The organism is Nocardia sp. NBC_01327, assembly GCF_035958815.1.
Taxonomy (GTDB): domain Bacteria; phylum Actinomycetota; class Actinomycetes; order Mycobacteriales; family Mycobacteriaceae; genus Nocardia.
Genome location: NZ_CP108383.1, coordinates 4076305 through 4099886, shown reverse-complemented (window position 1 = coordinate 4099886; position 23582 = coordinate 4076305). Strand labels below are relative to the sequence as shown.

Genomic DNA, 23582 nt, shown 5'->3' with positions numbered 1-23582 from the left:
GCATGACCTCCGATCTACTTGTCTGCGGCGTGGGCCCGGCGGGGCGAGCCCTCGCATATCGGGCATTGCGGCAGGGCCAGTCGGTGACCGTGGTCGATCCGCAGCCCGAGCGGCGGTGGACCGCCACCTATGCGGCGTGGGCGGATGAGCTCCCGGAGTGGGTTACCGCGGATGTGCTGGCGGCTGTCGTCGATCGCCCGCTCGCCTGGACCACCCGGCGTGTGGAGTTGCCGCGACGCTACGTCGTGTTCGATACCGCGCGACTGCAGGATTCACTCGATCTCACCGGAGCCCGCATCCTCACCGATCGGGTGGCCGATATCGTCGCGCCGACACGATCGGGTCCGCACGCGCACGATTGGCCGTCGGTGCGGCTGGCCTCGGGATCGGTGCTGCCCGCCGGCCGGGTGATCGATGCGCGCGGGGTACCGCGCTCCCCCACGCTGGCCGAGCAGACCGCCTTCGGTGTGGTGGTGAACCGGGCACAGTGGGCTGAGCCGGAGACGCTGTTCATGGATTGGCGCAACGACAATGGCGCGGACCCGAGCGAGCCGCCCTCTTTCCTCTACGCGGTACCCCTCGGCGATGACGCCGTACTGTTCGAGGAGACCTGCCTCGCCGGACGTCCAGCCCTCGACAGCACCGTGCTGCGCGACCGTCTGATGCACCGATTGCGTTCTCGCGGAATCACTCTCACCGGCGACGAGCGCATCGAACGCGTCCGCTTCCCCGTCCACGGCGGCAAGCCCGGACGCACCACCTTCGGCGCGGCAGGCGGACTACTGCACCCCGCCTCCGGCTACGGCGTCTCGACCGCCCTGCGCACCGCCGACACCGTCGCCGCCGGCGACTCGATCTGGCCGCCCTCGGCCCGCGCCGTCCACGCGCTTCGCCTTGCCGGATTGCGCGCGCTACTGGCACTCCCCCCGCAGGACCTACCCATCTTCTTCGCCACCTTCTTCACCCTCCCCGCCGCACGGCAGCGCGCCTACCTCTCCGGCCGCGAGGATCTCCCCGGCACCGCCGCCGCCATGTCCGCGCTCTTCGCGGCACTGCCCTGGCGACTACGCCGTACCCTCGCGCTCTCCGTGGCGGGAATCGGCAACCACTGAAAACCCCGTGCCGGGCCTGTTGGGTAAACAGGCCCGGCACGGGGTCGAGTAGAGTCGACTTCCGATCAGGAAGCGTCCCAACGAGTTTCCAGCAGGCGCGAGCCCGCTGCGGTGAGTGATCCGTGGATCCGCAGTCGGCCGAGGCCGCCGTCCGGGTAGATATCGAGCCGGACGTGGGTGAGGGGCTGCCGTGCGTCGGCCGCGACGCGAATACGGTGCGGGGTGTCGGGTTGAATCGTCACCCGGGGCAGCACTTCGAACCAGGCGGAGGGGTCCGCGGGCAGGGGTTCGCCGTCGGCGAGATCGATGCCCAGCAGGCGGATTTCGCCCGGGGAGTTGAAGACCAGGTTTGTGGTGTCGAGTTCGATCAGCTCCGGAATACCCTGGGCCGCAAGGGCGATCACGGCCCAGTCGTTGCCGTCGTCGCGGCGGCGCGCGGTTTCCCAGCCCTCGGACTGATTGCGCGCCAGGCCGGGAGCGAGCATATTGTCCGGCGCGGAATAGAACATATTCGAGCAGTCCAGGGTGCGCGCACCGCTCTCCAGTGCGGCCAGATCCACGGTGAGCCCGGTGAGCAGGGCCGGATCCGGCACGACCTCGCCGTGCACGCGGAAGCGGGCGATGCCGCCGTCCGGGTACATGTTCAGCCGGACGTGGGTGAAGATCCGCTCGTCCTCGACCGGCAGTTCGTGGCGAGCATCCCCGCCCAGCGCGGTGCGCGGCAGGATTTCCACCCACTCCGCCGAATCCAGTTCCGCCACAGCGGGATAGCCGGAGACCCGGCAGGCCTCGACGGAGGCGTGCGGCGGGTAGTTGCCCTTGAACCAGGCGGTGTCGATGACCACGCCGCGCACGATGCCGGGCATGCCCAGCCGCACAATGGCCCAATCGTGGCCGGGGCCGCGGTGGCGGCGGGTCTCCCAGCCGTCGTATTCCTGCCCCTTGGTGCCGAAGGTCTCGGCGGAGAATCGCGGCTCCCACGGTTGGATGAGATTCTCGCGCTCTTCGAAGGATTCGTCGCTCGCGGCGATCACGCTGGCGCGGTAGGTGCGCAGCGCCAGATCCGGCAGGCTCGTAAAGTCCGACATCGCTTCCTTTCTCGACTAGTTGGTGGTGCGGGCCAGCAGCTCGCCCAGGCGGGTAGCGGCGATCTGCGCGGCGAGCTGTTCCAGCAGCGCATCGGCGTTCGCCATGCACAGCTGGGGATCGGGTTCGATATCGGTGAGTGCGAAGGCGTCCTGGAATCCGAAGCGGCGCAGCACATCCCGGGTGAGCAGCCGCTGCCCCGAGACCGCAAGCACCGGCACCCCGGCCGCGACGGCGGCGCGCGCCACCCCGATCGGCGCCTTGCCGTGCAGGGTCTGCCGATCCAGACAGCCTTCCCCGGTGATCACCAGTCGCGCCCCGGCGAGCCGGTCGCCGAATTCCAGGTGCCGCAGGATGATTTCGATCCCCGGCTCGGTGCGCGCGCCGAGGAAGGCGAGCGCGGCGAAACCGACGCCGCCCGCCGCACCGGCGCCGGGCCGCTCCGCCTTGTCGACGAAGTGGTCACGCGCGGCGATCTCCGCGAACCGTGTGAGTCCGCGTTCCAATGCCTCGATATCGTCCGAGCCCGCACCCTTCTGCCCGCCGTAGACCTGCGCGGCGCCACGAGGTCCCAGCAGCGGATTGTCGACATCGGAGGCGACGGTGATCTGCACCCGCATCAAACCGCTGGTGTCGATGCGCGCCAGTCGCTGCAGTGCCACGCCGCCGGGCGGCAACTGCTCCCCGTCATCGTCGAGCAGCCGGGCCCCGAGCGCGGTGAGCATGCCCGCGCCGCCGTCGGTGCAGGCACTACCGCCGAGCCCCAGCACAATTCGGCGCGCACCGCGCGATACCGCGGTCCGAATGAGTTCGCCGGTGCCGAAGCTGCTGGCGGTGCGGGCCGTGAGGGGGGTGGGCCGGTCGGGCAGTCGCCGCAGCCCGGAGGCTTCCGCGAGTTCGATGACGGCCGTATCGCCCCTCATGGCAAACGCTGCGACCACTCGATTCCCGACCGGCCCCGTGACGGCCGTCTGGAGTCCGGAGAATCCGGACGCCACCATCGCCTCGACGGTGCCGTCACCGCCGTCGGCGACCGGAATGGTCACCACGGGCAGATCGGGCCGTTCCCGCCGCAGGCCGGTCGCGATGTGCGCGGCGACCTGCCCGGCGGTCAGCGACCCTTTGAATTTGTCCGGGGCCACGATCACATGCCCCTCCCGCCATCCGCGCCCCGAACCGCCCGGCGCGTGAATCACCCCGCGCTCCCGGCGGTTTCGAGTTCCGCCAGTGCGGCGATCGACGTGGGAGCGTCGGCGGCGGATCCGGCGAGCTCCTCGAATTCGGTGACGCTGTCGATCTCGAGTCCCATGGACACATTGGTGACCCGCTCGAGAATGACCTCCACGAGCACCGGCACCTGATGTTCGGCCATGAGCCGTTTGGCCTCTTCGAGCGCCGAGCCGATGCGATCGGGTTCGGTGACACGAATAGCCTTGCAGCCCAGTCCCTCCGCCACCTTCAGGTGGTCGACACCGTAGCCGTTGACCTCGGGACTGTTGATGTTCTCGAAGGACAGCTGGACGTAGTAGTCCATATCGAACGCGCGCTGCGCCTGGCGGATCAGTCCAAGGTACGAATTGTTCACCACCACATGGACATACGGGATCTTGAACTGTGCGCCGACGGCCAATTCCTCGATGAGGAACTGGAAGTCGTAGTCACCCGAGAGCGCGACCACCGTCGCGTCCGGCAGCGCCGTCGCCACACCGAGCGCGGCGGGCAGCGTCCAGCCCAGCGGCCCGGCCTGTCCGGCATTGATCCAGTGCCGCGGCTTGTACACGTGCAACATCTGCGCCGCCTGGATCTGCGACAGCCCGATGGTGGTGACGTAGCGGACATCCGGGCCGAAGGCCCGGTTCATCTCCTCGTACACCCGCTGCGGCTTGATCGGCACCGCGTCGAAGTGCGTCTTGCGCAGCAGGGTTCGCTTGCGCGCCTGAGTCTGCGCCGCCCACTCGCTGCGGTCGGGCAGCCGCCCGTCGAGAGCCATTTCATGCGCGACCTCGAGGAAGACCGCCAGCGCCGCACCGGCGTCGGACACGATGCCGAAGTCGGCCGCGAACACCCGGCCGATCTGCGTCGGCTCGATATCGACGTGCACGAAAGTGCGGTCCCGCGTGTAGGTTTCGACGCCACCGGTGTGCCGGTTGGCCCACCGGTTGCCGATGCCGAGCACGAAGTCCGACTCCAGCAGCGTGGCATTGCCGTACCGGTGCGAGGTCTGCAGCCCGACCATGCCCGCGTGCAGCCGGTGATCGTCCGGAATCGTGCCCCAGCCCATCAGGGTCGGCACCACGGGAATGCCTGTCAGTTCGGCGAATTCGACGAGCAGATCCGCCGCATCGGCATTCACCACGCCGCCACCGGCCACGATCAGCGGCCGCTCGGCCGCGCAGAGCATGGTGATGGCCTTCTCCGCCTGTGCCCGCGTCGCGGCCGGCCGGTGCACGTCGAGAGGTGAGTAGGTCTCGATATCGAATTCGATCTCGGCCAGCTGCACATCGATCGGCAGGTCGATCAGGACCGGACCGGGACGTCCGGAACGCATGAGCTGGAACGCCTTCTGGAAGGTGCCCGGCACCTGCGCGGGTTCCAGCACGGTGACCGCCCACTTGCTCACCGGGGCGGCGATGGAGGCGATATCGACGGCCTGGAAGTCTTCCTTGTGCAGCTTGGCCACCGGCGCCTGCCCGGTGATGCACAGGATCGGAATGGAATCCGCACTCGCCGCGTACAACCCGGTGATCATATCGGTGCCCGCGGGACCGGAGGTGCCGATGCAGATGCCGATATTGCCGGGCGCGGCGCGGGTGAAGCCCTCGGCCATATGCGAGGCCGCCTCGACGTGCCGGGCCAGAATGTGCCGGATGCCGCCGTGCGCCCGCATGGCGCTGTAGAAGGGGTTGATCGCGGCGCCGGGCAAGCCGAATGCCTGTGTCGCACCCTCCTTTTCGAGAATGAGTACGGCCGCGTCCACAGCCCGCATGCGTGTCATATCAGATCCCCTTTCGGATCAGCGTCAGCGGCCGACTCGTCGATTCGGCAAGTGATGTCCGGTGGTGCACGGCGACCCGCTCCACCACCCAGCCCTGCGGGACGGACAGCGCGCAGATGCCGTGCCCGTGCGCCATATTCGGGCCGTGCCCGATGCTCAGAACGGGCGCCGTCACGCCTGTCCCTTCCCGGCCAGCGCCTCGGCGACCAGCAGCAGTGCGGAATGATCGAGCGAGCCGTGGCCCATGGCGCGAGCGGCGGCGATCAGCTGAGCGGTCAACGCGCCCATGGGGATCGAGATCTCGGCCTGCCGGGCGGCCTGCAGGATGATGCCCATATCCTTGTGGTGCAGATCGATTCGGAATCCGGGCTGGAAGCTGCGCTCCAGCATGGACTTTCGCTTGAGCTCCAGAATCTTGCTGCCCGCCAGACCACCGGCGAGCACATCGAGTCCGGCGGCGGCGTCCGCGCCCAGGCCCTCCATGAGCAGGATCGCCTCGGCCACCAACGCGTAGGTGCCGCCCACCACCAGCTGGTTGGCGGCCTTCACCACCTGACCGGCGCCGTTCGGGCCCACCAGGGCGATGGTCTTGCCGACCGTCTCGAAAATCGGCAGGGCCGTGTCGAAGTCGGCCTCCGTACCGCCGACCATGATGGACAGCGCGGCATTGATCGCGCCGGGTTCGCCGCCGCTGACCGGTGCGTCGAGCACGCGCAGCTGCTTCTTCGCGCCCTCGGTGGCCGTCCAGATCGACGTCTTGGGCGTAATGGAGGAGAAGTCGATGTACAGCGTGCCGGGAGCGGCGTGCTCGAGGATATCGGCGAAGACCGCTTCCACATGCTCGTCCTGCGGCAGCATGGTGATCACGATGTCCTTGTCGCGCACCGCCTCCGCCGCACTGCCCGCGGTGGCGCCGCCGGCGGCCTTCAGCTTCTCCAGGCCCGCCGGAGAGAGGTCGAAACCCGTGACGTCATGACCGGCTTTGACCAGGTGACCCGCCATGGGGCCGCCCATGATCCCGAGGCCGACGAAACCGATCTTGCTCATTTGATCCACTCCCAGTTCAGTTCAGGGTCCTTGTATTCCAGGCCGATCCAGCCGTCGTAGCCCGCCTTGTCGAGATCACCCAGCAGGGCCTCGAGGTCGAGCGCGCCGGAACCCGGGCGGCCGCGCCCCGGTGTATCGGCGATCTGCACGTGGCCGAGGTAGCCGGCCCAGGTGTCGATGACGGCGGGCAGGTTCTCGCCCATGCGCGCCAGGTGGTACAGGTCGCAGAGGAAGCGCACATTCGGCTCGCCGACCTGCTCGATGATCTTGATCGCATGCCCGGCCGAGACGATCGGATAGTCCTGCGACTCATACGCATTCAGCGCCTCGAGCAGGACGACCGCGTCGATGCGCTGCGCCGCCGCGGCCGCCAGCCGCAGGTTCTCCAGGGCGAGCTCGTCCTGCTTGGCGGGGTCTTCTCCGGCGATCCTGTTGCCGTACAGCGCATTCAGGGCCTTGCAGCCGGTGCGCTCGGCAATGCCGACGGCGATATCGATATTGTCCCGGAACCGGGTCTCCTGCCCCGGCACCGAAACCAGCCCGCGCCCAGCGGGAATGAGGTCGATGAAGTTCAGTCCGACCAATTGCACCCCGGCCACGTCGATGGCGGCGACGAAGGCGTCGATCTCACTATCGGCGGGGGTGGCGTTCTCACCGAAGGGCCACCAGAATTCCACACCGTCGAATCCGGCCGCCTTGGCCGCGGCCGGGCGCTCGAGCAGCGGCAGATCCGTGAAGAGAATCGAGCAATTGACGTCGTACTTCCGGGGCGCGCCCCCGGTGGTGAACTTCATCGGTTTCCTTCGCGATAGGTCGTCCAGCTGCCGAATTCGGTAATGTCGATCAGCTGCGGGTACGAGACGGGCGGGCGGCGCAGCACCATGGAGAGCACGGAGCGCTGATCATCGAGTTCGATGACGCCCAATTCCAATTCCGGCGGCTCCGCCGGAAGCAGGCTGGTGCGCAGTACTTCCATAGGCACATCGAATAACTCGCCAGTAATGGTCGTGCCGCCGTCCGATACCGGATGCAGTCCCGGGAAGCGATCGCCCACCGAATAGAACCGATACTGCGCCGCGGTCTTCACCTCGCCGGCGAACGGCGCGCCCGCGAGCAGGTGATTCAGTGGACCGCCGCGCATCGCGCCGCCGTTCAGGAAAATGAGGGGCATTCTGAATTCCTTCCTCCCCCGTTGATCCAAATTATGTCGGCGATCACAGCGCCTTCGAAAGACGCGATCACCACAATCGCGGGAATCGTTTCGGGGTCGATTTCGTAGGTTCGTCCAGCCGGGGCGCAGATTCGCCCGGCCGGCGGTACGTCAGTGGTGGATGTCGTCGTCGATTCGCTCGCCAGATCCGTCACGTTCATCATCTGCCGCCGCGAAGACCGATGCGCCGGAACGATTGCCGATCGTCACCACATTGAATAGGAGGTTGAGCACAATCGCGGATATCGCGGTGGCACTGATTCCGGACTGCATGATCACCGCGAACCATTGCGGGAACGCATCCCAAAATGTCGGAGCGGCAATCGGAATGAGCCCACCGGCCAGACCCACCGCGACGATGACCATATTGAGGTTGTCGTGGAACTCCACCCGCGCCAGCGTCCGAATACCGCTCGCGGCAACGGTTCCGAAGAGCACGACCCCCGCGCCGCCCAGCACCGGATAGGGGATCCCGGCCACCACCGCGCCGAATACCGGGACGAATCCCAGCAGGAGCAGCACCAGACCGCCGGTGGCGACGACAAACCGGCTCTTGATGCCGGTCAAGGCGACCAGGCCGATATTCTGCGCGAACGCACTGCACGGGAAGGACCCGAACAGCGGCGCCACGGCCGAGGAGGCCATATCCGCCCGCAGCCCGTCGGCCACCCGGCCGGTGTCGATCTCGGCGCCGACGATCTCACCGATGGTGATCACGTCTGCGACGGTCTCGGTCATGATCACCAGCATCACGATGGTCATCGAGACGATCGCGCCGGCATTGAACACCGGCGAACCGAACGGCAGGATCGACGGCAGTGCCACCAGCTTGGTCTGACCCACCGCCGAGAAGTCGGTGCGGCCCGCCAGGGCGGCGACGACGGTGCCCAGTATCAGGCCGATCAGGATGGACAATCGTGAGATAGCGCCCTGAAAAACCCGGCTGATCACCAGAATCGCGAGCAGCGTGAGCCCGGCCAGACCGATATTGCCCATCGACCCGTACCCGGATTTGTGTGGATCGTTGCCCAGTGCCCAGGTGAACGCGACCGGCATGAGCGACAGGCCGATCACCGTGATGATGGTGCCGGTGACCACGGCCGGGAACAGCCGCACCAGGCGCGCGAAGAACGACGACAGCACCAGCCCGATGAGTCCGGAAACGATGATCGCGCCGTATACCGAGCGCAGCCCGTCGGACTGGGCGATCGTCACCATCGTCGAGACGGTCACGAACGAAATGCCTTGCACGATAGGCAATCTGCTGCCGACCCGGCCGAGGCCGAGGGTCTGCAGCAGTGTCGCGACGCCGGACACGAACAGTCCGGCGGTGACCAGCAGGCCCATATCGGCGGCCGAGAGTCCGGCCGCGCCGCCGATGATGAGCGGCGGCGCGATGACCCCGCCGTACATGGTCAGAATGTGCTGAATGCCGTAGGCGAGCGTCCGGCCGAAGGAATAGCGTTCATCCTCGGGCCCCGGATGTCGTTGTCGCGCTTGCAGTTTGCCACTGAACATGGCGTCCTCCTCAGCAAAACCCGGGAACGCCGAACCAGGCATTGCCGGCGGGGTTCGCGTCGTCACGGTGCAGGGCGGCCTCGATGAGGCCGTAGGGCCGGTCCGCGGCGATGAACACCTCGCCCGGGTTCTCCACATGGAAGGGGCTCAGATCCACCAGGAAGTGGTGCTTGTTGGGAGCGGAGAACTTGATCTCGGCCACCTCGCGGTGCTGTTCGAGCACCGCGCGGCCCATGCTGTAGAGGGTCTGCTGCAGCGCCAGCGAATGCACCACGGCGAACTGCCGCAGCAGCGTCGACCGAATCGAGGCGTAGGACCTGTCCCAGTCCACATCCGTGCGGTCGTACCGCCAGCGCGCCACCAGCGAGGTGGCCATGATGCGATCCTTCGTGGGCGACAGCGTCGTGTACTTGTCCTCGAAGAATCCGGTGAACTCCGAACCGGTGGACTTGAGCAGCACCAGATCCTTGATACCGGTGACCACGTGCGTGCGGCGATCGTCGCCGTAGCCGTCCAGATTGACCACCGTCGTGCGCACTCCCCCGCCGGCCTGCGTGAACGAAAAGTCGTGTCCCACACCGTCTACCGGAATCCGGTCCCAGGCGTACTCGTCGATCTCGATGCGCGCGCCGTCGGCGCCGGGGCACCGCGAGACGAAGTGGTCGGCCAGCGTCAGCGCGAAATCCTCGATCGCGCCGATGCCCTTCTCCTTGGCGAAGGAGAAGGCGGTGTTCTTCTGGGTGTCGGTGGGCAGGATGTCCCGCTGATCACCGGTGATGTGCGCGTCCTCGAATCGGCCGCGCAGTGCCGAGGAGACATTGAGATCCCGGATGGTATGCCGGGCGCTGTCGCGATAGACGCGCACAACCCGGCTCTCCGCTTTCCCGTACTGATTCTGTCCCAGCTGAATTGCCATGGAAAACCTCTCAACTCCCGCGGTGGGCCGTACCGGCGAATGGGTGATGGCGCTTCAGACGATCACCCGCTGCAGCCGCAGGCGGATGATCTTGCGCAGTTCGACGTCGACCACCTTCGCCTCGGTGGTGGCGTCGTTGGCGAGCCGGAAAGTGACCGCCGCGAGAATCTCCGAGGTCGACAACCCCGTCGCGCAGATGAGGAAGACCCGGCCGAATCGCTTCTCGTAGAGCCGATTCGCGGAGTGCAGCGCCGCGACGGTCTCCACATCGGCCGCGACGCCGGACTGCTCCTCGCGCGACCAGGAGCTGCTGAGCTCCCCGTGTTCGGAGCGCTCCCCGATGCGTGGGTGCGCGGCCACGGCGCGCTCCACATCCTCCGGGCCGAAGTCGGCCGCCAGGCTGTCGGCGGCGTCGAGCAGGGTGTCCAGATCCGCATAGGGCCGGGCGGCCAGCAGGGCGTCGGCCCAGGCCGGCACCCGGCAGCACTCGAGCAGAGCGGGCCGCAGCCGGGCACTCTCCCACCCGTTGAACTCATCGACTGTGACCATATGCAGCAGCACTTTCTCGCTTTGCGGAAGTTATATTCCGTCCCGCAAAACAGTGTCATGGGTCACTTCGGCGCGTCAACAGTTTGTTGAAGTATATATCTTCGGCGACCGGCGCCGTCGGCCCGGAACTCTGCCGTGGAACGGCAAAACCCGCTGCATCGCAGCGGGTTTCGAGGACTCTCGGATGTGACTGGGGACTGTCAGGGCCGAGTTCTGTTGAGGTAGTTGTAGACCGTGAAACGGGTGACGCCCAGCGCCTCGGCCACCGTCTCGGCCGACTTCCGGTAGCTGAATGCGCCACGCTCTTCGAGCAATCGCACGGCACGCTGCTTATCGGCCCGCGGCAGCTCCGCCAGCGGCGCCCCGAACTGGGCGGCGACCTCGCTCAGCAGGCGTCGAATGCCTTCGGCCGGTTCGGCATCCGAGGCGGCGAGCCTGACCCACGCCAGTGTGGCACCCTCCCAGACCAGCGGTACATCGTCGGGCACACCGTCCGCGGGCGGAATCAGCCTGCCGCCCACGCGTTCCAGCAGGGGCGCGAGCGTCACCAGCACCGGATGGGTGGCGTCCGCCCCGGCGCCCTCACTCATCGGCCTGCTCGACCTGAAGTGTCACCCGGGACGCACCATGGGCGAAGGCGACCGCGAGCATCTCCTGCAGGGCGGGCAGCAGCTCCTCACCCGGACCGGCCACCGACGTGCCCAGCGGGCCGAATTCACAGGTGAGACCGTGCTTCTCGAGCGCGGCGAAGGTTTCGGTGGCATGCGGCGGCGGATCCCCCTCGCCGTCGAAAGGTTCGGTCGTGAATTCCGCGCGCAGCCGCATGATCAGCAGGTTACTCGCCGGCGGCTCGGGCGAACCGCGGCTCGTCCGAGACGACAGTGCGGCGCGGCCCCGGCAGGCCGCGCCGCACTGTGACCCATATCAGCCGCCCAGCACCTGTTCGATACCGTTGATGCCGAAGTAGGCCGCGAAGACCAGGCTGACCGCGCCTACCAGCCAGTGGATTTCGCCGAACTTGCCCCGCGCCAGCTTGATCACCGTGTAGGCGATGAGACCCGCGCCGACACCATTGGTGATCGAGTAGGTGAACGGCATGAGCGCGATGGTGATGAAGGCGGGCACCGCGATCTCGAGGTCGTTCCAGTCGATCTTGCGGGCCTGGGTCATCATGAGCGCCCCGACCAGCACCAGGGCCGGAGCCGCCGCCTGAATCGGCACCACCGCCGCGAGCGGCGTGAAAAACACTGCCGCGCAGAACAATCCACCGGTGACCACACTGGTGAGTCCGGTACGAGCCCCCTCACCGACGCCCGTCGCGGATTCCACGTAGACCGTACTGCCCGCACCACCGCTGAGTCCGCCGATGACCTGGGCGATACCGTCGACGGTCAGGATCTTGCCGATACCCGGCAGCGCGCCCTTCTCATCCAGCAGCCCCGCCTCGTCACTCACTCCGAAGACCGTTCCCATGGCATCGAAGAAGCCGGTCAGCACCAGGGTGAACAGCACCACGCTCGCGATCAGCCCGCCGGCGCGGGCGAAGCCGCCGAACAGATCGATATTGAACATGAGCCCGAAATCCGGTGTGGCGAAAAGGGATTTGGGCGCCTCGGGGACGACGGTGCCCCAGGTCTTCGGATCGATCTTGGCCGCCCAGTTGATCACGATCGCGAGCACCGTCGAGATGGCGATGCTGATCAGAATCGCACCCGGCACCTTGCGGATGTACAGCGCGAGCATGAGCAGCAGTCCGACCGCGAAGACCACCACGGGCCAGCCCTGCAGATGACCGTCGACGCCGAGGGTGACCGGTGGTCCACCCGCCGAACCATGGCCGACCACACCGGCGGAGACCAGGCCGATCATGGCGATGAACATGCCGATTCCGACGCCGATGGCGTGCTTGAGCGCAACCGGAATGGCATTGATGATCAGAGTTCGCAGGCCGGTGGCGGCCATGATCACAATGATCAGGCCCATCAGCACCACCAGGCCCATGGTCTGCGGCCAGGTCATATGCGGCGCCGCCTGGAAGGCGACCACCGGCACCACGCCCAGGCCCGCGGCGAGCGCCAGCGGGACATTGCCCACCAGACCCATGAGGACCGTGGACAATCCGGCGGAGAACGCCGTGGCGGTGGTGAGCTGAGCGATGCTCAGATGGTTGCCGTCGATATCGGTGACCCCGCCGAGAATGAGCGGGACGAGCAGGATAACGTAGGCCATGGCGACGAATGTGGTGATTCCGCCACGGATTTCGCGTGAGACAGTAGTGCGACGTTCACTCAACTTGAAGAACCGGTCGAGTGCCGACCCACCGGCGAGCGTGGTGGTGGGGGTCGGGGATTCGATCTGGGTCATGGCATGCCCTCCTAAGGGCGTAGCCGACCTACGGTCCGGGTTTCATCGTTCCGGGCCGCGGATTCGGTGACTGCTGTTGTGGGGTCCTTACCGTCGAAAGCCGGTCTGCCCCTGTTGATCAACTGCTCCGGATGATGTCTTCCGGTTGTACCGGCGCGGGGCTGATGTGCCCGGCGCCGTCGAGAACCTGCGTTTCCTCCATCACTGCTCGGGATGTAGTCATCGGGACTCCTGACGCAATAACCGCTTCCGGGCCAGCAGGCCCGCGCGGCCGACCTGATCGTGCGGGAGCGTGCGCAGTTCGTCGTTCGCCACCACGGTGCGCCCGCCCACGAACAGTCGGGCCAGCGGCGGGGTGGGTCCGAAAACCAAGGCGCACACCGGATCTTCGACCGCGGCCCGGAAGCCGTCGATACGCCAGACTGCGATATCGGCCAGCTTGCCGGGCTCCAGCGAGCCGATCTCCCGCTGGCGGCCGAGGTTTCGCGCGCCGCCCAGCGTGCCCATTTCCAGGGCCTGGCGGGCGGTCAGCGCGGTGGGGCCGTGCACCGCACGCTGGAAGAGCATCGCCTGCCGCATTTCCCCGGCCATGGAGGTCAATTCGCTGGAGGCCGCACCGTCCACACCCAGGCCGACCGGAGCACCGGCGGCCAGCAGATCGGAGATGCGGGCGATACCGGCGCCGAGGCGGCCGTTGGAGGTCGGGCAGTGCGCCGTGCCGGTGCCCGTGTCGGCGAAGCGGCGAATATCGGCATCGTGCAGATGGACGGCGTGCGCGAACCACACGTCGTCACCGAGCCAGCCCAGCTTCTCCATGTATTCGACAGGGGTGCAACCCATCTGGGCGATGCAGTGCTCCTCCTCGTCGATCGTCTCGGCGAGGTGGGTGTGCAGGCGCACGCCCCGGGTGCGCGCCAGCACGGCGGCATCGACCATCAGGCCCTCGCTCACCGAGAACGGCGAGCAGGGGGCGACGGCGACGCGCAGCATGGAATCGAAGGAATCGTCGTGGTACTTGTCGATGATCTCTTCGGTATTGATCAGGATCGCTTCGCGATCCTCGACCACCTCGTCCGGCGGCAGACCGCCCTGGGACTGTCCGCGGTCCATGGAACCGCGGCAGGGGTGGAAGCGCAGGCCGATCTCCCGGGCGGCGCTCACCTCGGCGTCGAACAGATCACCACGACCCTTGGGGAAGATGTAGTGGTGATCGCTCGAGGTGGTGCAGCCGGTCAGCGCCAGCCAGCCCAAACCCGCTGTGGCAGCGCCGTATACGACATCGGCGTCCATACCGGCCCAGGTCCGGTAGAGGCCGGTCAGCCATTCGAACAGCGTCGAATCCTGGAACAGGCCCTGGGTCGCCCACTGGTAGAGGTGGTGGTGGGTGTTCACCAGACCCGGGGTCACCAGGCAGCCGGTGCCGTCGAGGCGATCGGCGCCCGGCACCGCCGGCGCCGGTCCGGCGCCGAGAGCTGTGATCCGGCCGCCTTCGATCACGAGGTAGCCCGATTCGATCTCGTCACCGACAACCGGTGCGATATAGGCGTTCTCGATGACGGTCTTACCCAGATTGCGGATGAGCGCGTCGCCGCCGGTGCCAGGTGCTGAGAATTTCACTGCATCGCTTCCGTATTCAGGACCACGCCGGTCCGGCGGGCGGAACCTCGCGCACCACCGTGCCCTCGATGAGCCCGTACGGACGGTCGGCGGCCCAGAATACTTCGTTGTCATTGACCATGCCGAACGGCGACAGATCCACCTCGAAGTGATGCTTGTTGGGCAGCACCAGCTTGACTTCCACGATGTCGGAACAGGTTTCGAGCACCCGCTCCCCCATCTCGAACAGCGTCTGCTGCAGCGAGAGACTGTGGGTATCCGCAAAGGCCTGCAGCAGACAGCGTTTCACGATCTCGTAGGACTTGTCCCATTCGGTGTTCTCACCCGAATGCCGCCACTGCGCGTTCACCTCGGTGGCCAGCACGCGGTCGCGGGTCTCGCGCAGCGTGGTGTAGCGGTCCTTGATGTAGCCGTGGAATTCCGACTTAGTGGTGTTGAGAACGGTGAGATCCTTCAGACCCGAGACCACCCAGGCCCGGCTGCCGTCGTAGTGCACGAGGGCGGTGCGGGTCTCGCGGCCCGAGCGCACGAACGAATGCGGGTGGCTGTTGAGACCGACCACATTGCGCTCCCACTCGTATTCCTCGAGTTCGATGCGCGCGTGATCGATGGTCGGCTGCGAGTCCACGAAGTGGCGGGCCAGCTTCAGGCCGAACTCCTCCGGGGAGGCGATGCCGTGCTGCTTGGCGAAGGCGAAGACCGTGTTCTTCTGCGTATCGGTGGGCAGCACCGCCGCATTGTCACCGGTGCGGTGCACGTCCTCCATATCGCCGCCGAGCGCCACGCTGACATTGAGATCGCGGAGCTGGTGTTTGGTCCCGCTCTTGTTGACCCGCACGACGCGGGTCTCCGCCTTGCCGTAGCGGTTGGGACCGAGCTTGATCGACATGTCAGCTACCTCGATATGTGGAGAAGGAATAGGGACTGAGCAGCAGCGGCACGTGATAGTGCTCCGCCGGGTCGGTGACCGTGAAGGCGATGGTCACCTCGGGATAGAAGGGGCTGATATCGCCGGTGTCGAAGACCAGCCGGTGCACTCCGGGTTCCGGGGCGGGCAATCCTTTGACGCGCCCGTCGGTATCGGTGCGCTCCGCGGCCAGGACGGTGCCGTCGGCTCTTTCCAGCCGGACGGACACGCCGTCCGCGGGGCGGCCGGTGGCCGCGTTGAGCACATGGGTAGACAGACTCATATCAACCCCAGCAGCTTGCGAATACGCAGGCGGGTGATGGCGACGAGTTCGGCACGGACGACAGTGCGCTCCTCCGCGGGCGAATTGGCCAGCCGGCGCGTGAGCTCCGACAGCATTTCCTCGGCGCTGCGGCCGGTGGCGCGAATCAGGAAGACATGTCCGAAGCGCTGCTCGTAGGCCACATTGCCGGCGGCGAGTGCCTCGCGCACCGTATCGGCGGCCGTGGCGGCGCCGGACTGCTCGTCCTGCGACCACTGCGCCTCGCGCTGTGCGGCCTCTGCCGAAACTCCTTCGGCGCGTGCGGCTTCGGCGCGTTCACCGATGCGGGGGTGGGCCTCGAGAGCTTCCTCCACATCGGGCCACGCGAGCTCACCGAGCCCCGAGATCGCGGCCTGCATGAGGCTCGACTCGTTCACGTACGGCCGACCGGCCACCATTTTCCGTGCCCATCTCTGCGATGCGCAGCAGGTCAACAGCTGGGCCTCGGCCTCTTCCAGGGGCAGCGACCCGAGCCATTCCAGGCGACCCGACATCCGACCTCCATCCATTGGCGACTTGCCACGTAAGTACATCCGCCGGGGGTCCTCACCTGCCAGGACGAGACCTCCGAATCTGTGGCCCAGTTCACACGGGCGCACTTGTAGATACATCCAAGCCGGTAACCGTCGCGTCATCGGCTGTTAGCGTTAGCAATCATGCGGTTGCGATCTTTGCTCGCCCTTTCGGACACCGGCCTGGAACTCGTCACAGGAGAAGACGAGCTCGACCGGTTCGTTCGCTGGGTCGTGACGACGGACATGCTCGACCCCTCGCGCTACCTCTCCGGCGGCGAACTCGTGCTCACCGGACTGCAGTGGTGGACCGAATCGGCGGACAGCGACGCGTTCATCGCCGCCCTCGCCCGGGCCAAGGTCGCCGCTGTCGCCGCAGGTGACGCGCTTTACGGCGAGCCGCCGGCCGATCTCGTCGAGGCTTGCCGCCGCCATCGCATCCCGCTGTTCCGGGTGCGCGAGGAATTCGCGTTCGCGACCGTCGCCGAACAGATCAATCGCAATCTGTCGACGGGGCGGGCCGCGGATCTGGCGGCCGTGCTGGATCGGCACCGCAAGCTCGTCTCGGGTGGCGGGCTCGATTCGGTGCTAGAGCTAATTCACCGCAACCTCGGTACGGCCTGCTGGGTGATGTCCTCGACCGGGCGTGTCGTCGCGGGGCCGGTCAAGGCTCCGCCCGAACAGACGCGGATCGCCTGTCTGGCCGCACCGCGACTGCCCGAGGTGATCACCTCCGAGGGCAATCGGTTCTCGCTGTTCGCCGTGGATCCGGACGGCACCTCGCGGGTCGCGGACTGGTTCATGGTGTTCGAGAGCGATTACAAGGATTGGCCGGAAGAGCGGCGCGCGATTGTCGCCGAACTCGCCGGAATCGTTGCGCTGGAACGTGTTCGGCTCGACGACCGGCAGAGCGCGGAGGGTCGGCTGGCGCAGGAGCTGGTCGAGCTCATCGTCTCCGATGCCAAACCCGCCGATATCGTCTCGCGGCTCGAACTCACCGGACTGGGGCTGTCCGAGCGGTATCTGGCAGTCGCCGCGACCGCAGACGCCGGTGGCGTCCGGCCGCGCGAATTGCGCTCACTGCTGCGCGAAATCCTTTACGACAGAAGCCCTGCCGCGGGTGTGATCGACGGTGAAGCCATCCTGCTGGTTCCCATCGGGGAGGACGGCACGCTCGAGGATCGCATCCATCGCGCGGTGGAGGCCCTCGAACCCGGACTGCAGGGCAGCCGCCTCGCGGTCGGCATCAGCGGTGGCGTGGACGGCGAAAGTCTGCGTGGCGCAGTCGAAGAGGCGCGGTACGCGCGCCGCATGGCCGCCGAACGCAATCAGCCGACCAGCGTGGTGCGCCACGATGAACTGGCCACCCATATGCTGCTGCTGGCCAGCGTCCCCGATGAAGTCCGGCGCATGTTCCGGGTCCGGCTGCTCGACCCGCTCAGCAATTACGACCGGGACAATCGCGCCGACCTGATCCACACCCTGGAGACGTTCCTGCAGGTCTCGGGTTCCTGGACCAAATGCGCCGAACTCCTGCACCTGCACGTGAACACCCTGCGGTACCGAGTTCAGCGCATCGAGGAACTCACCGATCGCGATCTGTCCCGCCTCGAGGACCGCGTCGACTTCTTCCTCGCCCTAGCGCTCCGCTGACCGCCTAGGCCACCGCGAACTCGTTCGAGGTTCCGGTGAATTGAGCCGTCGCGCCGGAGCCGTCGCGGCTGTCGCCGAAGTACTGGATGCGGTACTGACCGGACGGAGCGTCCTGCGGGACCGTCCAGACGACGCGGATGAGCGAGGCGGCGTCATTGTCCGCTGGTCGCTCCCAATGCAATTCGGTGCACCAGTCGTTGTCGTCGTAGACGCGTGTCCACCCGCCGCCGGAAGCGCGCTGCACCTCGAAGTAGGTGCTGCCGAGGTGGAAGTTGTTGTTCGGGTGCGCGCCGACGAATTGCACCGAAACCGCATCTCCCGCACCGCTATTCGTAGCAGGTTGGGCAAGCACATCGCCGAAGGCGTGGCCCGCCACGGGGACGTCGGCGGGGACCGGAGCCAAGAGGTTGGGCTGGAGTCCGGAGGTCCAATCCAAGGGGGCGGGGCCGCGGCCGAGGTCGGTGCGGGCCGCTACCGCGCGGGCGAGGCGGTCGAATTCCTGCATGTACGCCGACAGGGTCCAGCGGCCGTAGAGCGTCTCGCCGCCTTCGTACTGTTGGGAGACATACTCTTCGGGCGTGGTGACATAGCCGCTGTAGCCGTTGGCGTAGCCCTGCATGAGGACGTTCTCGACCGGGACGCCGAGGGCGCCGGCGACCACGCGCCGCACCCGCAGGCCCGAGACAATCGTGAATTCCGCTGGGCCCGAGGCGAGTACGAGATCGCCGATGCGCATGATCTGGATCGGCAGCACCTGCGGCACCCAGGGGCGCGGCGGGAGAATGCCGAGGGGCACGATCGCCAGCTTGGGGGCCTGCACATCGCGCATCCACTGCTCGATCGGCGCGTCGATGCCGCCGAGCGCGGCCACCATGGGGTTGGTATCGCCCTCGTGCAGGAACGGGATCTGGGTGTTCCAGTTGTCTTCCGAGCTGGTGGCGACAGCGGATGCGCCCATCATCGCCGGAGACGTTCGCGCGGGCTTGCCGTCGGGGGTGTAGGAGCCGTCGATGGCGGTGTCGGCCATATTGACGTATCGGATGACCGAGTCCACACCGCCCTTGGACATTGCCTGCGCGGAGGCGAAAGCTGTTCGCCCGGCCTGATATTGGCGTTCGCCGATCAGGGTGCAGTTGAGGCGGTTGTCCTCGGTCGGGCCGGACGGATGCCAGGGGCGCACCGCCAGGTTCGGGGTCATATCGCCGGGATTGGTCTGCGGGAACGCCGCGATGAAACCGGGTTGCCCGTCGAGGTAGCGACCGCCCATCTCATCGTGCTCCCAGCGGTAGCTGGCGTAACCCTTGTTGTCGGCGGAGATGAGGGTATTGCGATCGGTCAGCGAGGTGCCGTGGGTGGCGAACCAGGTGATGGCCCCGACATCCTTGCCGCCCTGGCGCAATCGCAGCACGGTCACCTTGGGGTCGATGCCCTCGGGGAATTCGGCTTTGTCCTCGGGCGGATTCAGGTCGAAGGCGACGCGGGAGCGGTTGGCGCTGGCATCGTGCAGCTCACCGTGACCGAGCATGATGGTGCCCGGGGCCAGGCGGTCGTGCGCATTGGCGATCGCCGCGACGATGCCGTTCACCTCGGCATCGGTGGAGTTCTGCTGAAAACCCTTCGCGGCCAGCGAGTATGCGTATTCGCGGGCGGTGCCGCCGCAGGAGTTGTGATTGTGGGTGGCATTGAGGTTGACGTTGCGCTCGGTGTACGTGTCGCCGAATCGCTTGGCCAGTTCCGTCATGACCGCGAGGTGGACCGACTGGAACAGACAGGCGTTGTCGGTGTTCACGAATGCGACACGGCCGCCGGTCGTCTGGTCGACGATGATGTAGGCGCGGGCATAACAGCGGGTCAGCAACCCGGTGGTGATCTGATCCAGCTCCGAATAGCCCATCATGCCCTGGCCCGCGGGGGCGCCGGTCATATCGGCGATACCGCATCCGACGAGATAGCCCTGGCCGTTGACCGGCTGGGCGGCAGCGGGCTTCGAGTGCAGCAGCCCGCTGGCACCGACCGCGACGGCCGATGCCGCCGCGCCCACCAGCGCAGATCGCCGGGACACAATCATCGAGACTCCTCTGAGTTACGGGGTTGGCGGGACCGGTCCCAGTTCCGTGTCAGCACAGTATCGATGGATGGTCCGGCCTGTCGCGTTCAACCTGCGGCGGCGAGCCGCTTCGGCGATACGTTACCTGGACAAGTGACCATTTAGAATGGTGAACAGAAATCAATCCAGATCGACACGAATAGTTAACAGGTCCGATCCGGCCAGCCGGACCAGGGCGCTGTTCAACCACGGCAGCTCCCGCAGGCGCCGGCGCGAGTCGTCCTCATCGAGCAGCACCGCGACACCGGTGTGCCAGACGCCCCGAATCTGCAAGCGCACGTGTGGATTCGCCTCGATATTGCGCACGTACTGGGATTTGCGACCGAACTCCGAGACGATCCAGTACGACAATCCGACCTGCCTGCCGCCGATCGGCGTCGTGCGCGGCTGACCACTCTTGCGTCCCGTCGTCTCCAGCACCGCCTGGCTGTTCAGATACCGGGCCACCCGTCTGCCGACGGGATTCGCGATATAGCGCTGCACCGGCGTGATCAGGCGGAGTCGGATATTGCGGGTCGGCAGTGACGGCACACCGTCGCGGCGGGCTCGCTCGTGACCGATCCGGGTGACCGCGCCCATGACCACGCGCCAGACCGCGCGGCTCGGAGGGATCATGTAGGTCAGCTGGGTGTGCGGTGCGTAATACAGTGTCTTGCCGTCTTTTTCGAGCCAGCCGGTCAGGGCTGTCTGACGCTGTCCGAGCGTGCCCGCGGTGAAGGTGTGGCCGGTGAGCCCCGCCCGGCGGCCATGGTCGGGCACCGAGCCCGCAGGTGCTGTCAGTGTCATCCCTCGCGATTCCGTCGCACCGATCTGGACCGGTACGACGACCGGATAACCATCTGCGCCTACCCATCCGAGCAGTCGATGCTCCAGCTTCCGCAATGCCCGAGCTGTGCTGTCGACGTCGACCCGCGGTTCAGTGCCCTTCGCGGGCGGTTGCTGAGGTTCGGGCTCGGCGGACGGTTCGGCGGACCCGAACACCGATGCCGGACCCGAACACTCGGCATCCGGGAAAGCGATCACGCGCTGTGCGTGGACGCGCACGACGATCCGCTCCCACCAGAACGGCCCGAGCCACCAGTCCCAGAAGACGCCGCCGAGATTCTCCGGCCCGAGCGCGGTACCGGGCCGCTCATAGAACGGGGCCAGCGCTTCCCGATCGGGATACCAGGAGAAACTCGCATCCCCCTGCACCAGCACGTACTCACCGCCCTCCGCGGTGCCGTGCTCGCGCGTATGAAAAACCACGGCTACCTGCGGATTCCGCTCCAGCCGCCGCAACTTCTTGAACGCCGCGAGATCACTGGTAAACGAAAACGTCGAAGTCTCCGCATCCCACCCGGCACTGTTCACCGGCGACACCACCACTCCCCGCAGCGGCGTCACCTGAGCCAGCCCGACGACGAAGTCCCCGTCGAGAATCCCCTCGAGCCCATCAATCTCAATTGTCACGGTGGCAAACACTATGCCCGCCCCGCTCCACCCGCATCGTGCCCCGAGACGACTCCGACCTCCGCCCCTGGTAGGAGAGGAGTCCGGTTGATGGGTTCGATGCTGAAAACCGTTGATAGAGAAGGGATAAGAACAATACAAAAGACGCCTGGACAAGAAGGGCAAGACATAAGAACAAGAACAAAAGATAAAACCCGAATATTCTGAATAGGCTTATATCACAACAGAATTCGCCTTTCCGAGTCTGTTTCCCCGGAGTAGAATAGAGGCATGGAATCAAGGGAAGAAACCGCAATCGCGACCGGTGCAGCCGCACTGGTCGCGGCGGTCGATTCCCTCACCACCTTGTCGTTGATTCCGTTGCCCGACACCGACATCGTCGCGTTGATGCAGCAGATCGAAACCAGCACCCGCCGATTGGCATCGGTACAACGAGATCTGATCGTGCAAGCGTGCGCCCGGTCCCTGCCCACCAAGAACGGGTCCGGCAGCCCCGCCCTGTATTTGCAAGCGGTGCTGCATATCTCGCACGGGGACGCGATCAACCGGTGGCGTACCGCCGAAGACCTCGCCGTGTGGCACCGCGTCGGTGACGAACCCGACCCTGCCCCGGTCCTGCCGTGTTCGGCGCAGGCTTTGGATGACGGTGCGATCTCTCTCGATCATGTGCGGGTGATCCGGCAGGTCATGAACCGGCTGCCCAGCAAAGTCCCGGCCGAGGCCCGCGCCTATGCCGAAGAAGAACTGGCCCGGCAGGCGCGTGCGTTGGATCCGACGCATCTGCCCAGGATCGGGGAGCGGATCCTGGGTTACCTCGACCCGGACGGCAAGCTCACCGACGATGACGACCGGCAACGGTTGCGCAGCGCGAGTGCGAGTCCGCAACGCTACGACCTGATGTCCACCCTCACCGTCGAACTCACCCCCGATGCGCGTGGGGCCTTCGATGCGGTCATGGCCAAGCTCGCGCGTCCGGGCATGTGCAACCCGGCCGACAAGGAAAGCCCGTGGGCCGAGGATGAGGACAACCCGATCCCCCGGGACGTACTCGAAGCCTGCGCCGCCCGCGACGAGCGCTCGAAGGTGCAGCGCCAGCATGATGCGTTGCTGGCGGTGCTGCACCCGGACTTCAACCCGGCCAAGCTCGGCTCCCATCGCGGGCTGCCCGTCTCGACCATCCTCACCATGAGCATCGAGGACGTGGAACGCGTCGCCGGGGTGGCGACCACCGCGACCGGTGGGACGGTGCCGGTTCCTGAGGCGTTGAAGTTGGTGGCCCGCCGCTCGAAGACGTTCGTGTTGGTGAAGAACAAGGACGGCATGCCCCTGCACCTGGGGGAAGCCCGGTTGGCGAACCCGGCACAACGGTTGGCGTTGATCGCCACCGAACGCGGCTGCACCCGCCCCGGGTGCTCGGCCCCGGCGAGCATGGCGGCGGTGCATCACGTCACCGAGTTCTGCAAAGGCGGCCGCACCGACATCGAGAACCTCACCCTGGCCTGCGATCACTGCCATGCCTTGGTCAAGGATGGCCCGCGTGGCTGGAAAACCATCAAGCTGGGCCAGGATTCGGACTTCCCCGGCCGGACCGCGTGGATCGCGCCCGCCCACGTGGACCCGACGGGTACTCCGCAGGTCAATCATCTGCACCATCCGGGCGAGTTGATGTCGGAGGCTCCGCCGTCGCTGCGGCCTGGCCGGGTGTGTCGTGCCTGGGGGTTGTCCCCGGTGCGGTACCGGGTGCTGCGCCGGGTCGCCACACCGCCGCCGCGACAATAGGTTTCCCGCCCCTCGTGCCACCGACAGGATCATCCTGTCGGTGCTACAGGTCGTTGCCTATCAGGGTGTTTCGAGACCGGCTCGCTCGCGGAACCCGAACCATGCACCTCGGTCGAGGCACAGGGCTTCCCTGCCCCTGCCAGCCCGACCCGTCCCCCTACAGCCGTTGCCCGAGTGGGTCTTTCGGGTTCTTGATCTCGTCCCTGTGTTCCAGGCGTCCTTCGTCTTTTCGTTCTTCGTCTTTTCGTGTTTGTCTCTGAAACCGGACCACAACCAGTCTTCCGGCTGGTACCGCAGGTACCGCTCCTGACCGCGGAAGGTAAATCGGGTACCCCACCCGAGGCCACCAGCACGGCCATCTCGGGCCCTGCCCGCACCCCGGGACTCAACACCGCCTCTCGACGCACGCAACCCAGGTGCACCGGCCTCATCTCGG

General features: G+C 66.6%; 22 protein-coding genes. 3 read left to right on the top strand and 19 right to left on the bottom strand.

Annotation, left to right across the window (positions count from 1 at the left end):
* Positions 1-2: 2 nt before the first annotated feature.
* Entirely contained in the window at positions 3-1112 is a 1110-nt protein-coding gene (locus tag OG326_RS18645) for a lycopene cyclase family protein (protein ID WP_327145916.1), read from the top strand.
* 65 nt (positions 1113-1177) lie between these two features.
* On the opposite strand, the gene alc is transcribed toward OG326_RS18645, so the two are convergent.
* The 17 genes from alc to uraD (OG326_RS18560) form a co-directional block, all read right to left on the bottom strand.
* Positions 1178-2200, bottom strand: coding sequence for an allantoicase (gene alc, locus OG326_RS18640; protein WP_327145915.1), 1023 nt, complete (start codon positions 2198-2200; stop codon positions 1178-1180).
* A 15-nt stretch (positions 2201-2215) separates the two neighbouring features.
* A complete protein-coding gene (locus OG326_RS18635) occupies positions 2216-3394 on the bottom strand; it encodes a glycerate kinase (RefSeq protein WP_327145914.1) in 1179 nt (392 codons plus the stop codon).
* Complete coding sequence (gcl, locus tag OG326_RS18630) at positions 3391-5193, bottom strand: glyoxylate carboligase (RefSeq protein WP_327145913.1); 1803 nt, start codon at positions 5191-5193, stop codon at positions 3391-3393. Before gcl ends, OG326_RS18635 begins: the two co-directional genes overlap by 4 nt.
* A gap of 1 nt (position 5194) precedes the next feature.
* On the bottom strand, positions 5195-5368 hold the full coding sequence (locus tag OG326_RS18625) for a hypothetical protein (RefSeq protein ID WP_327145912.1): 174 nt from the start codon (positions 5366-5368) through the stop codon (positions 5195-5197).
* Positions 5365-6240, bottom strand: a complete 876-nt coding sequence (locus tag OG326_RS18620; protein ID WP_327145911.1) for an NAD(P)-dependent oxidoreductase — start codon at positions 6238-6240, stop codon at positions 5365-5367. The genes OG326_RS18625 and OG326_RS18620 overlap by 4 nt, the downstream gene beginning before the upstream one ends.
* Positions 6237-7034 (bottom strand): hydroxypyruvate isomerase family protein, encoded by a 798-nt coding sequence (locus tag OG326_RS18615; protein WP_327145910.1) that lies wholly within the window; start codon positions 7032-7034, stop codon positions 6237-6239. Before OG326_RS18615 ends, OG326_RS18620 begins: the two co-directional genes overlap by 4 nt.
* Positions 7031-7411 carry an allophanate hydrolase-related protein gene (locus OG326_RS18610; protein WP_327145909.1) on the bottom strand — a complete coding sequence of 127 codons (381 nt, stop codon included), beginning with the start codon at positions 7409-7411 and terminating at the stop codon, positions 7031-7033. Before OG326_RS18610 ends, OG326_RS18615 begins: the two co-directional genes overlap by 4 nt.
* Before the next feature lie 150 nt (positions 7412-7561).
* On the bottom strand, positions 7562-8968 hold the full coding sequence (locus tag OG326_RS18605; protein ID WP_327145908.1) for a nucleobase:cation symporter-2 family protein: 1407 nt from the start codon (positions 8966-8968) through the stop codon (positions 7562-7564).
* Positions 8969-8978: 10 nt separating this feature from the next.
* The gene (gene pucL, locus OG326_RS18600) at positions 8979-9884 is read right to left on the bottom strand and encodes a factor-independent urate hydroxylase (protein WP_327145907.1); all 906 of its coding nucleotides are present in this window, start codon (positions 9882-9884) and stop codon (positions 8979-8981) included.
* A 54-nt stretch (positions 9885-9938) separates the two neighbouring features.
* On the bottom strand, positions 9939-10433 hold the full coding sequence (gene uraD, locus OG326_RS18595; RefSeq protein ID WP_327145906.1) for a 2-oxo-4-hydroxy-4-carboxy-5-ureidoimidazoline decarboxylase: 495 nt from the start codon (positions 10431-10433) through the stop codon (positions 9939-9941).
* A gap of 200 nt (positions 10434-10633) precedes the next feature.
* Positions 10634-11023, bottom strand: coding sequence for a helix-turn-helix domain-containing protein (locus OG326_RS18590; protein WP_327145905.1), 390 nt, complete (start codon positions 11021-11023; stop codon positions 10634-10636).
* Complete coding sequence (locus tag OG326_RS18585; RefSeq protein ID WP_327145904.1) at positions 11016-11258, bottom strand: thiamine-binding protein; 243 nt, start codon at positions 11256-11258, stop codon at positions 11016-11018. The genes OG326_RS18590 and OG326_RS18585 overlap by 8 nt, the downstream gene beginning before the upstream one ends.
* 99 nt (positions 11259-11357) lie before the next feature.
* A complete protein-coding gene (locus OG326_RS18580; protein ID WP_327145903.1) occupies positions 11358-12797 on the bottom strand; it encodes an NCS2 family permease in 1440 nt (479 codons plus the stop codon).
* 219 nt (positions 12798-13016) lie between these two features.
* Positions 13017-14414: an 8-oxoguanine deaminase gene (locus tag OG326_RS18575; RefSeq protein WP_442790972.1), complete on the bottom strand. Its 1398-nt coding sequence runs from the start codon at positions 14412-14414 to the stop codon at positions 13017-13019.
* A 16-nt stretch (positions 14415-14430) separates the two neighbouring features.
* Positions 14431-15303 (bottom strand): factor-independent urate hydroxylase, encoded by an 873-nt coding sequence (gene pucL / locus OG326_RS18570; protein WP_327145902.1) that lies wholly within the window; start codon positions 15301-15303, stop codon positions 14431-14433.
* A 1-nt stretch (position 15304) separates the two neighbouring features.
* On the bottom strand, positions 15305-15604 hold the full coding sequence (uraH, locus tag OG326_RS18565) for a hydroxyisourate hydrolase (protein WP_327145901.1): 300 nt from the start codon (positions 15602-15604) through the stop codon (positions 15305-15307).
* Positions 15601-16137 (bottom strand): 2-oxo-4-hydroxy-4-carboxy-5-ureidoimidazoline decarboxylase, encoded by a 537-nt coding sequence (gene uraD, locus OG326_RS18560; protein ID WP_327145900.1) that lies wholly within the window; start codon positions 16135-16137, stop codon positions 15601-15603. The genes uraH and uraD (OG326_RS18560) overlap by 4 nt, the downstream gene beginning before the upstream one ends.
* 162 nt (positions 16138-16299) lie before the next feature.
* Between uraD (OG326_RS18560) and OG326_RS18555 the strand changes: the two genes are divergently transcribed.
* Positions 16300-17808: a PucR family transcriptional regulator gene (locus tag OG326_RS18555; protein ID WP_327145899.1), complete on the top strand. Its 1509-nt coding sequence runs from the start codon at positions 16300-16302 to the stop codon at positions 17806-17808.
* Between the two features lie 4 nt (positions 17809-17812).
* Here OG326_RS18555 and OG326_RS18550 read toward each other — a convergent pair whose 3' ends face one another.
* On the bottom strand, positions 17813-19876 hold the full coding sequence (locus OG326_RS18550) for a neutral/alkaline ceramidase (RefSeq protein ID WP_327145898.1): 2064 nt from the start codon (positions 19874-19876) through the stop codon (positions 17813-17815).
* 159 nt (positions 19877-20035) lie between these two features.
* Positions 20036-20437, bottom strand: coding sequence for a nitroreductase/quinone reductase family protein (locus OG326_RS18545; RefSeq protein ID WP_327146519.1), 402 nt, complete (start codon positions 20435-20437; stop codon positions 20036-20038).
* A 1200-nt stretch (positions 20438-21637) separates the two neighbouring features.
* Here OG326_RS18545 and OG326_RS18540 point away from each other — a divergent pair.
* Positions 21638-23146: an HNH endonuclease signature motif containing protein gene (locus tag OG326_RS18540; RefSeq protein ID WP_327145897.1), complete on the top strand. Its 1509-nt coding sequence runs from the start codon at positions 21638-21640 to the stop codon at positions 23144-23146.
* The last annotated feature ends 436 nt before the right edge of the window (positions 23147-23582 follow it).

Bases quoted from the DNA above. Each gene is read 5' to 3' on its own strand.
- uraD (WP_327145900.1), bottom strand. From the start codon at position 16,137: ATGTCGGGTCGCCTGGAATGGCTCGGGTCGCTGCCCCTGGAAGAGGCC.
- OG326_RS18555 (WP_327145899.1), top strand. From the start codon at position 16,300: ATGCGGTTGCGATCTTTGCTCGCCCTTTCGGACACCGGCCTGGAACTC.
- OG326_RS18605 (WP_327145908.1), bottom strand. From the start codon at position 8,968: ATGTTCAGTGGCAAACTGCAAGCGCGACAACGACATCCGGGGCCCGAG.
- OG326_RS18590 (WP_327145905.1), bottom strand. From the start codon at position 11,023: ATGAGTGAGGGCGCCGGGGCGGACGCCACCCATCCGGTGCTGGTGACG.
- uraH (WP_327145901.1), bottom strand. From the start codon at position 15,604: ATGAGTCTGTCTACCCATGTGCTCAACGCGGCCACCGGCCGCCCCGCG.
- OG326_RS18645 (WP_327145916.1), top strand. From the start codon at position 3: ATGACCTCCGATCTACTTGTCTGCGGCGTGGGCCCGGCGGGGCGAGCC.
- gcl (WP_327145913.1), bottom strand. From the start codon at position 5,193: ATGACACGCATGCGGGCTGTGGACGCGGCCGTACTCATTCTCGAAAAG.
- pucL (WP_327145902.1), bottom strand. From the start codon at position 15,303: ATGTCGATCAAGCTCGGTCCCAACCGCTACGGCAAGGCGGAGACCCGC.
- uraD (WP_327145906.1), bottom strand. From the start codon at position 10,433: ATGGTCACAGTCGATGAGTTCAACGGGTGGGAGAGTGCCCGGCTGCGG.
- OG326_RS18610 (WP_327145909.1), bottom strand. From the start codon at position 7,411: ATGCCCCTCATTTTCCTGAACGGCGGCGCGATGCGCGGCGGTCCACTG.
- OG326_RS18585 (WP_327145904.1), bottom strand. From the start codon at position 11,258: ATGCGGCTGCGCGCGGAATTCACGACCGAACCTTTCGACGGCGAGGGG.
- OG326_RS18620 (WP_327145911.1), bottom strand. From the start codon at position 6,240: ATGAGCAAGATCGGTTTCGTCGGCCTCGGGATCATGGGCGGCCCCATG.
- OG326_RS18615 (WP_327145910.1), bottom strand. From the start codon at position 7,034: ATGAAGTTCACCACCGGGGGCGCGCCCCGGAAGTACGACGTCAATTGC.
- OG326_RS18540 (WP_327145897.1), top strand. From the start codon at position 21,638: ATGGAATCAAGGGAAGAAACCGCAATCGCGACCGGTGCAGCCGCACTG.
- alc (WP_327145915.1), bottom strand. From the start codon at position 2,200: ATGTCGGACTTTACGAGCCTGCCGGATCTGGCGCTGCGCACCTACCGC.
- pucL (WP_327145907.1), bottom strand. From the start codon at position 9,884: ATGGCAATTCAGCTGGGACAGAATCAGTACGGGAAAGCGGAGAGCCGG.
- OG326_RS18580 (WP_327145903.1), bottom strand. From the start codon at position 12,797: ATGACCCAGATCGAATCCCCGACCCCCACCACCACGCTCGCCGGTGGG.
- OG326_RS18550 (WP_327145898.1), bottom strand. From the start codon at position 19,876: ATGATTGTGTCCCGGCGATCTGCGCTGGTGGGCGCGGCGGCATCGGCC.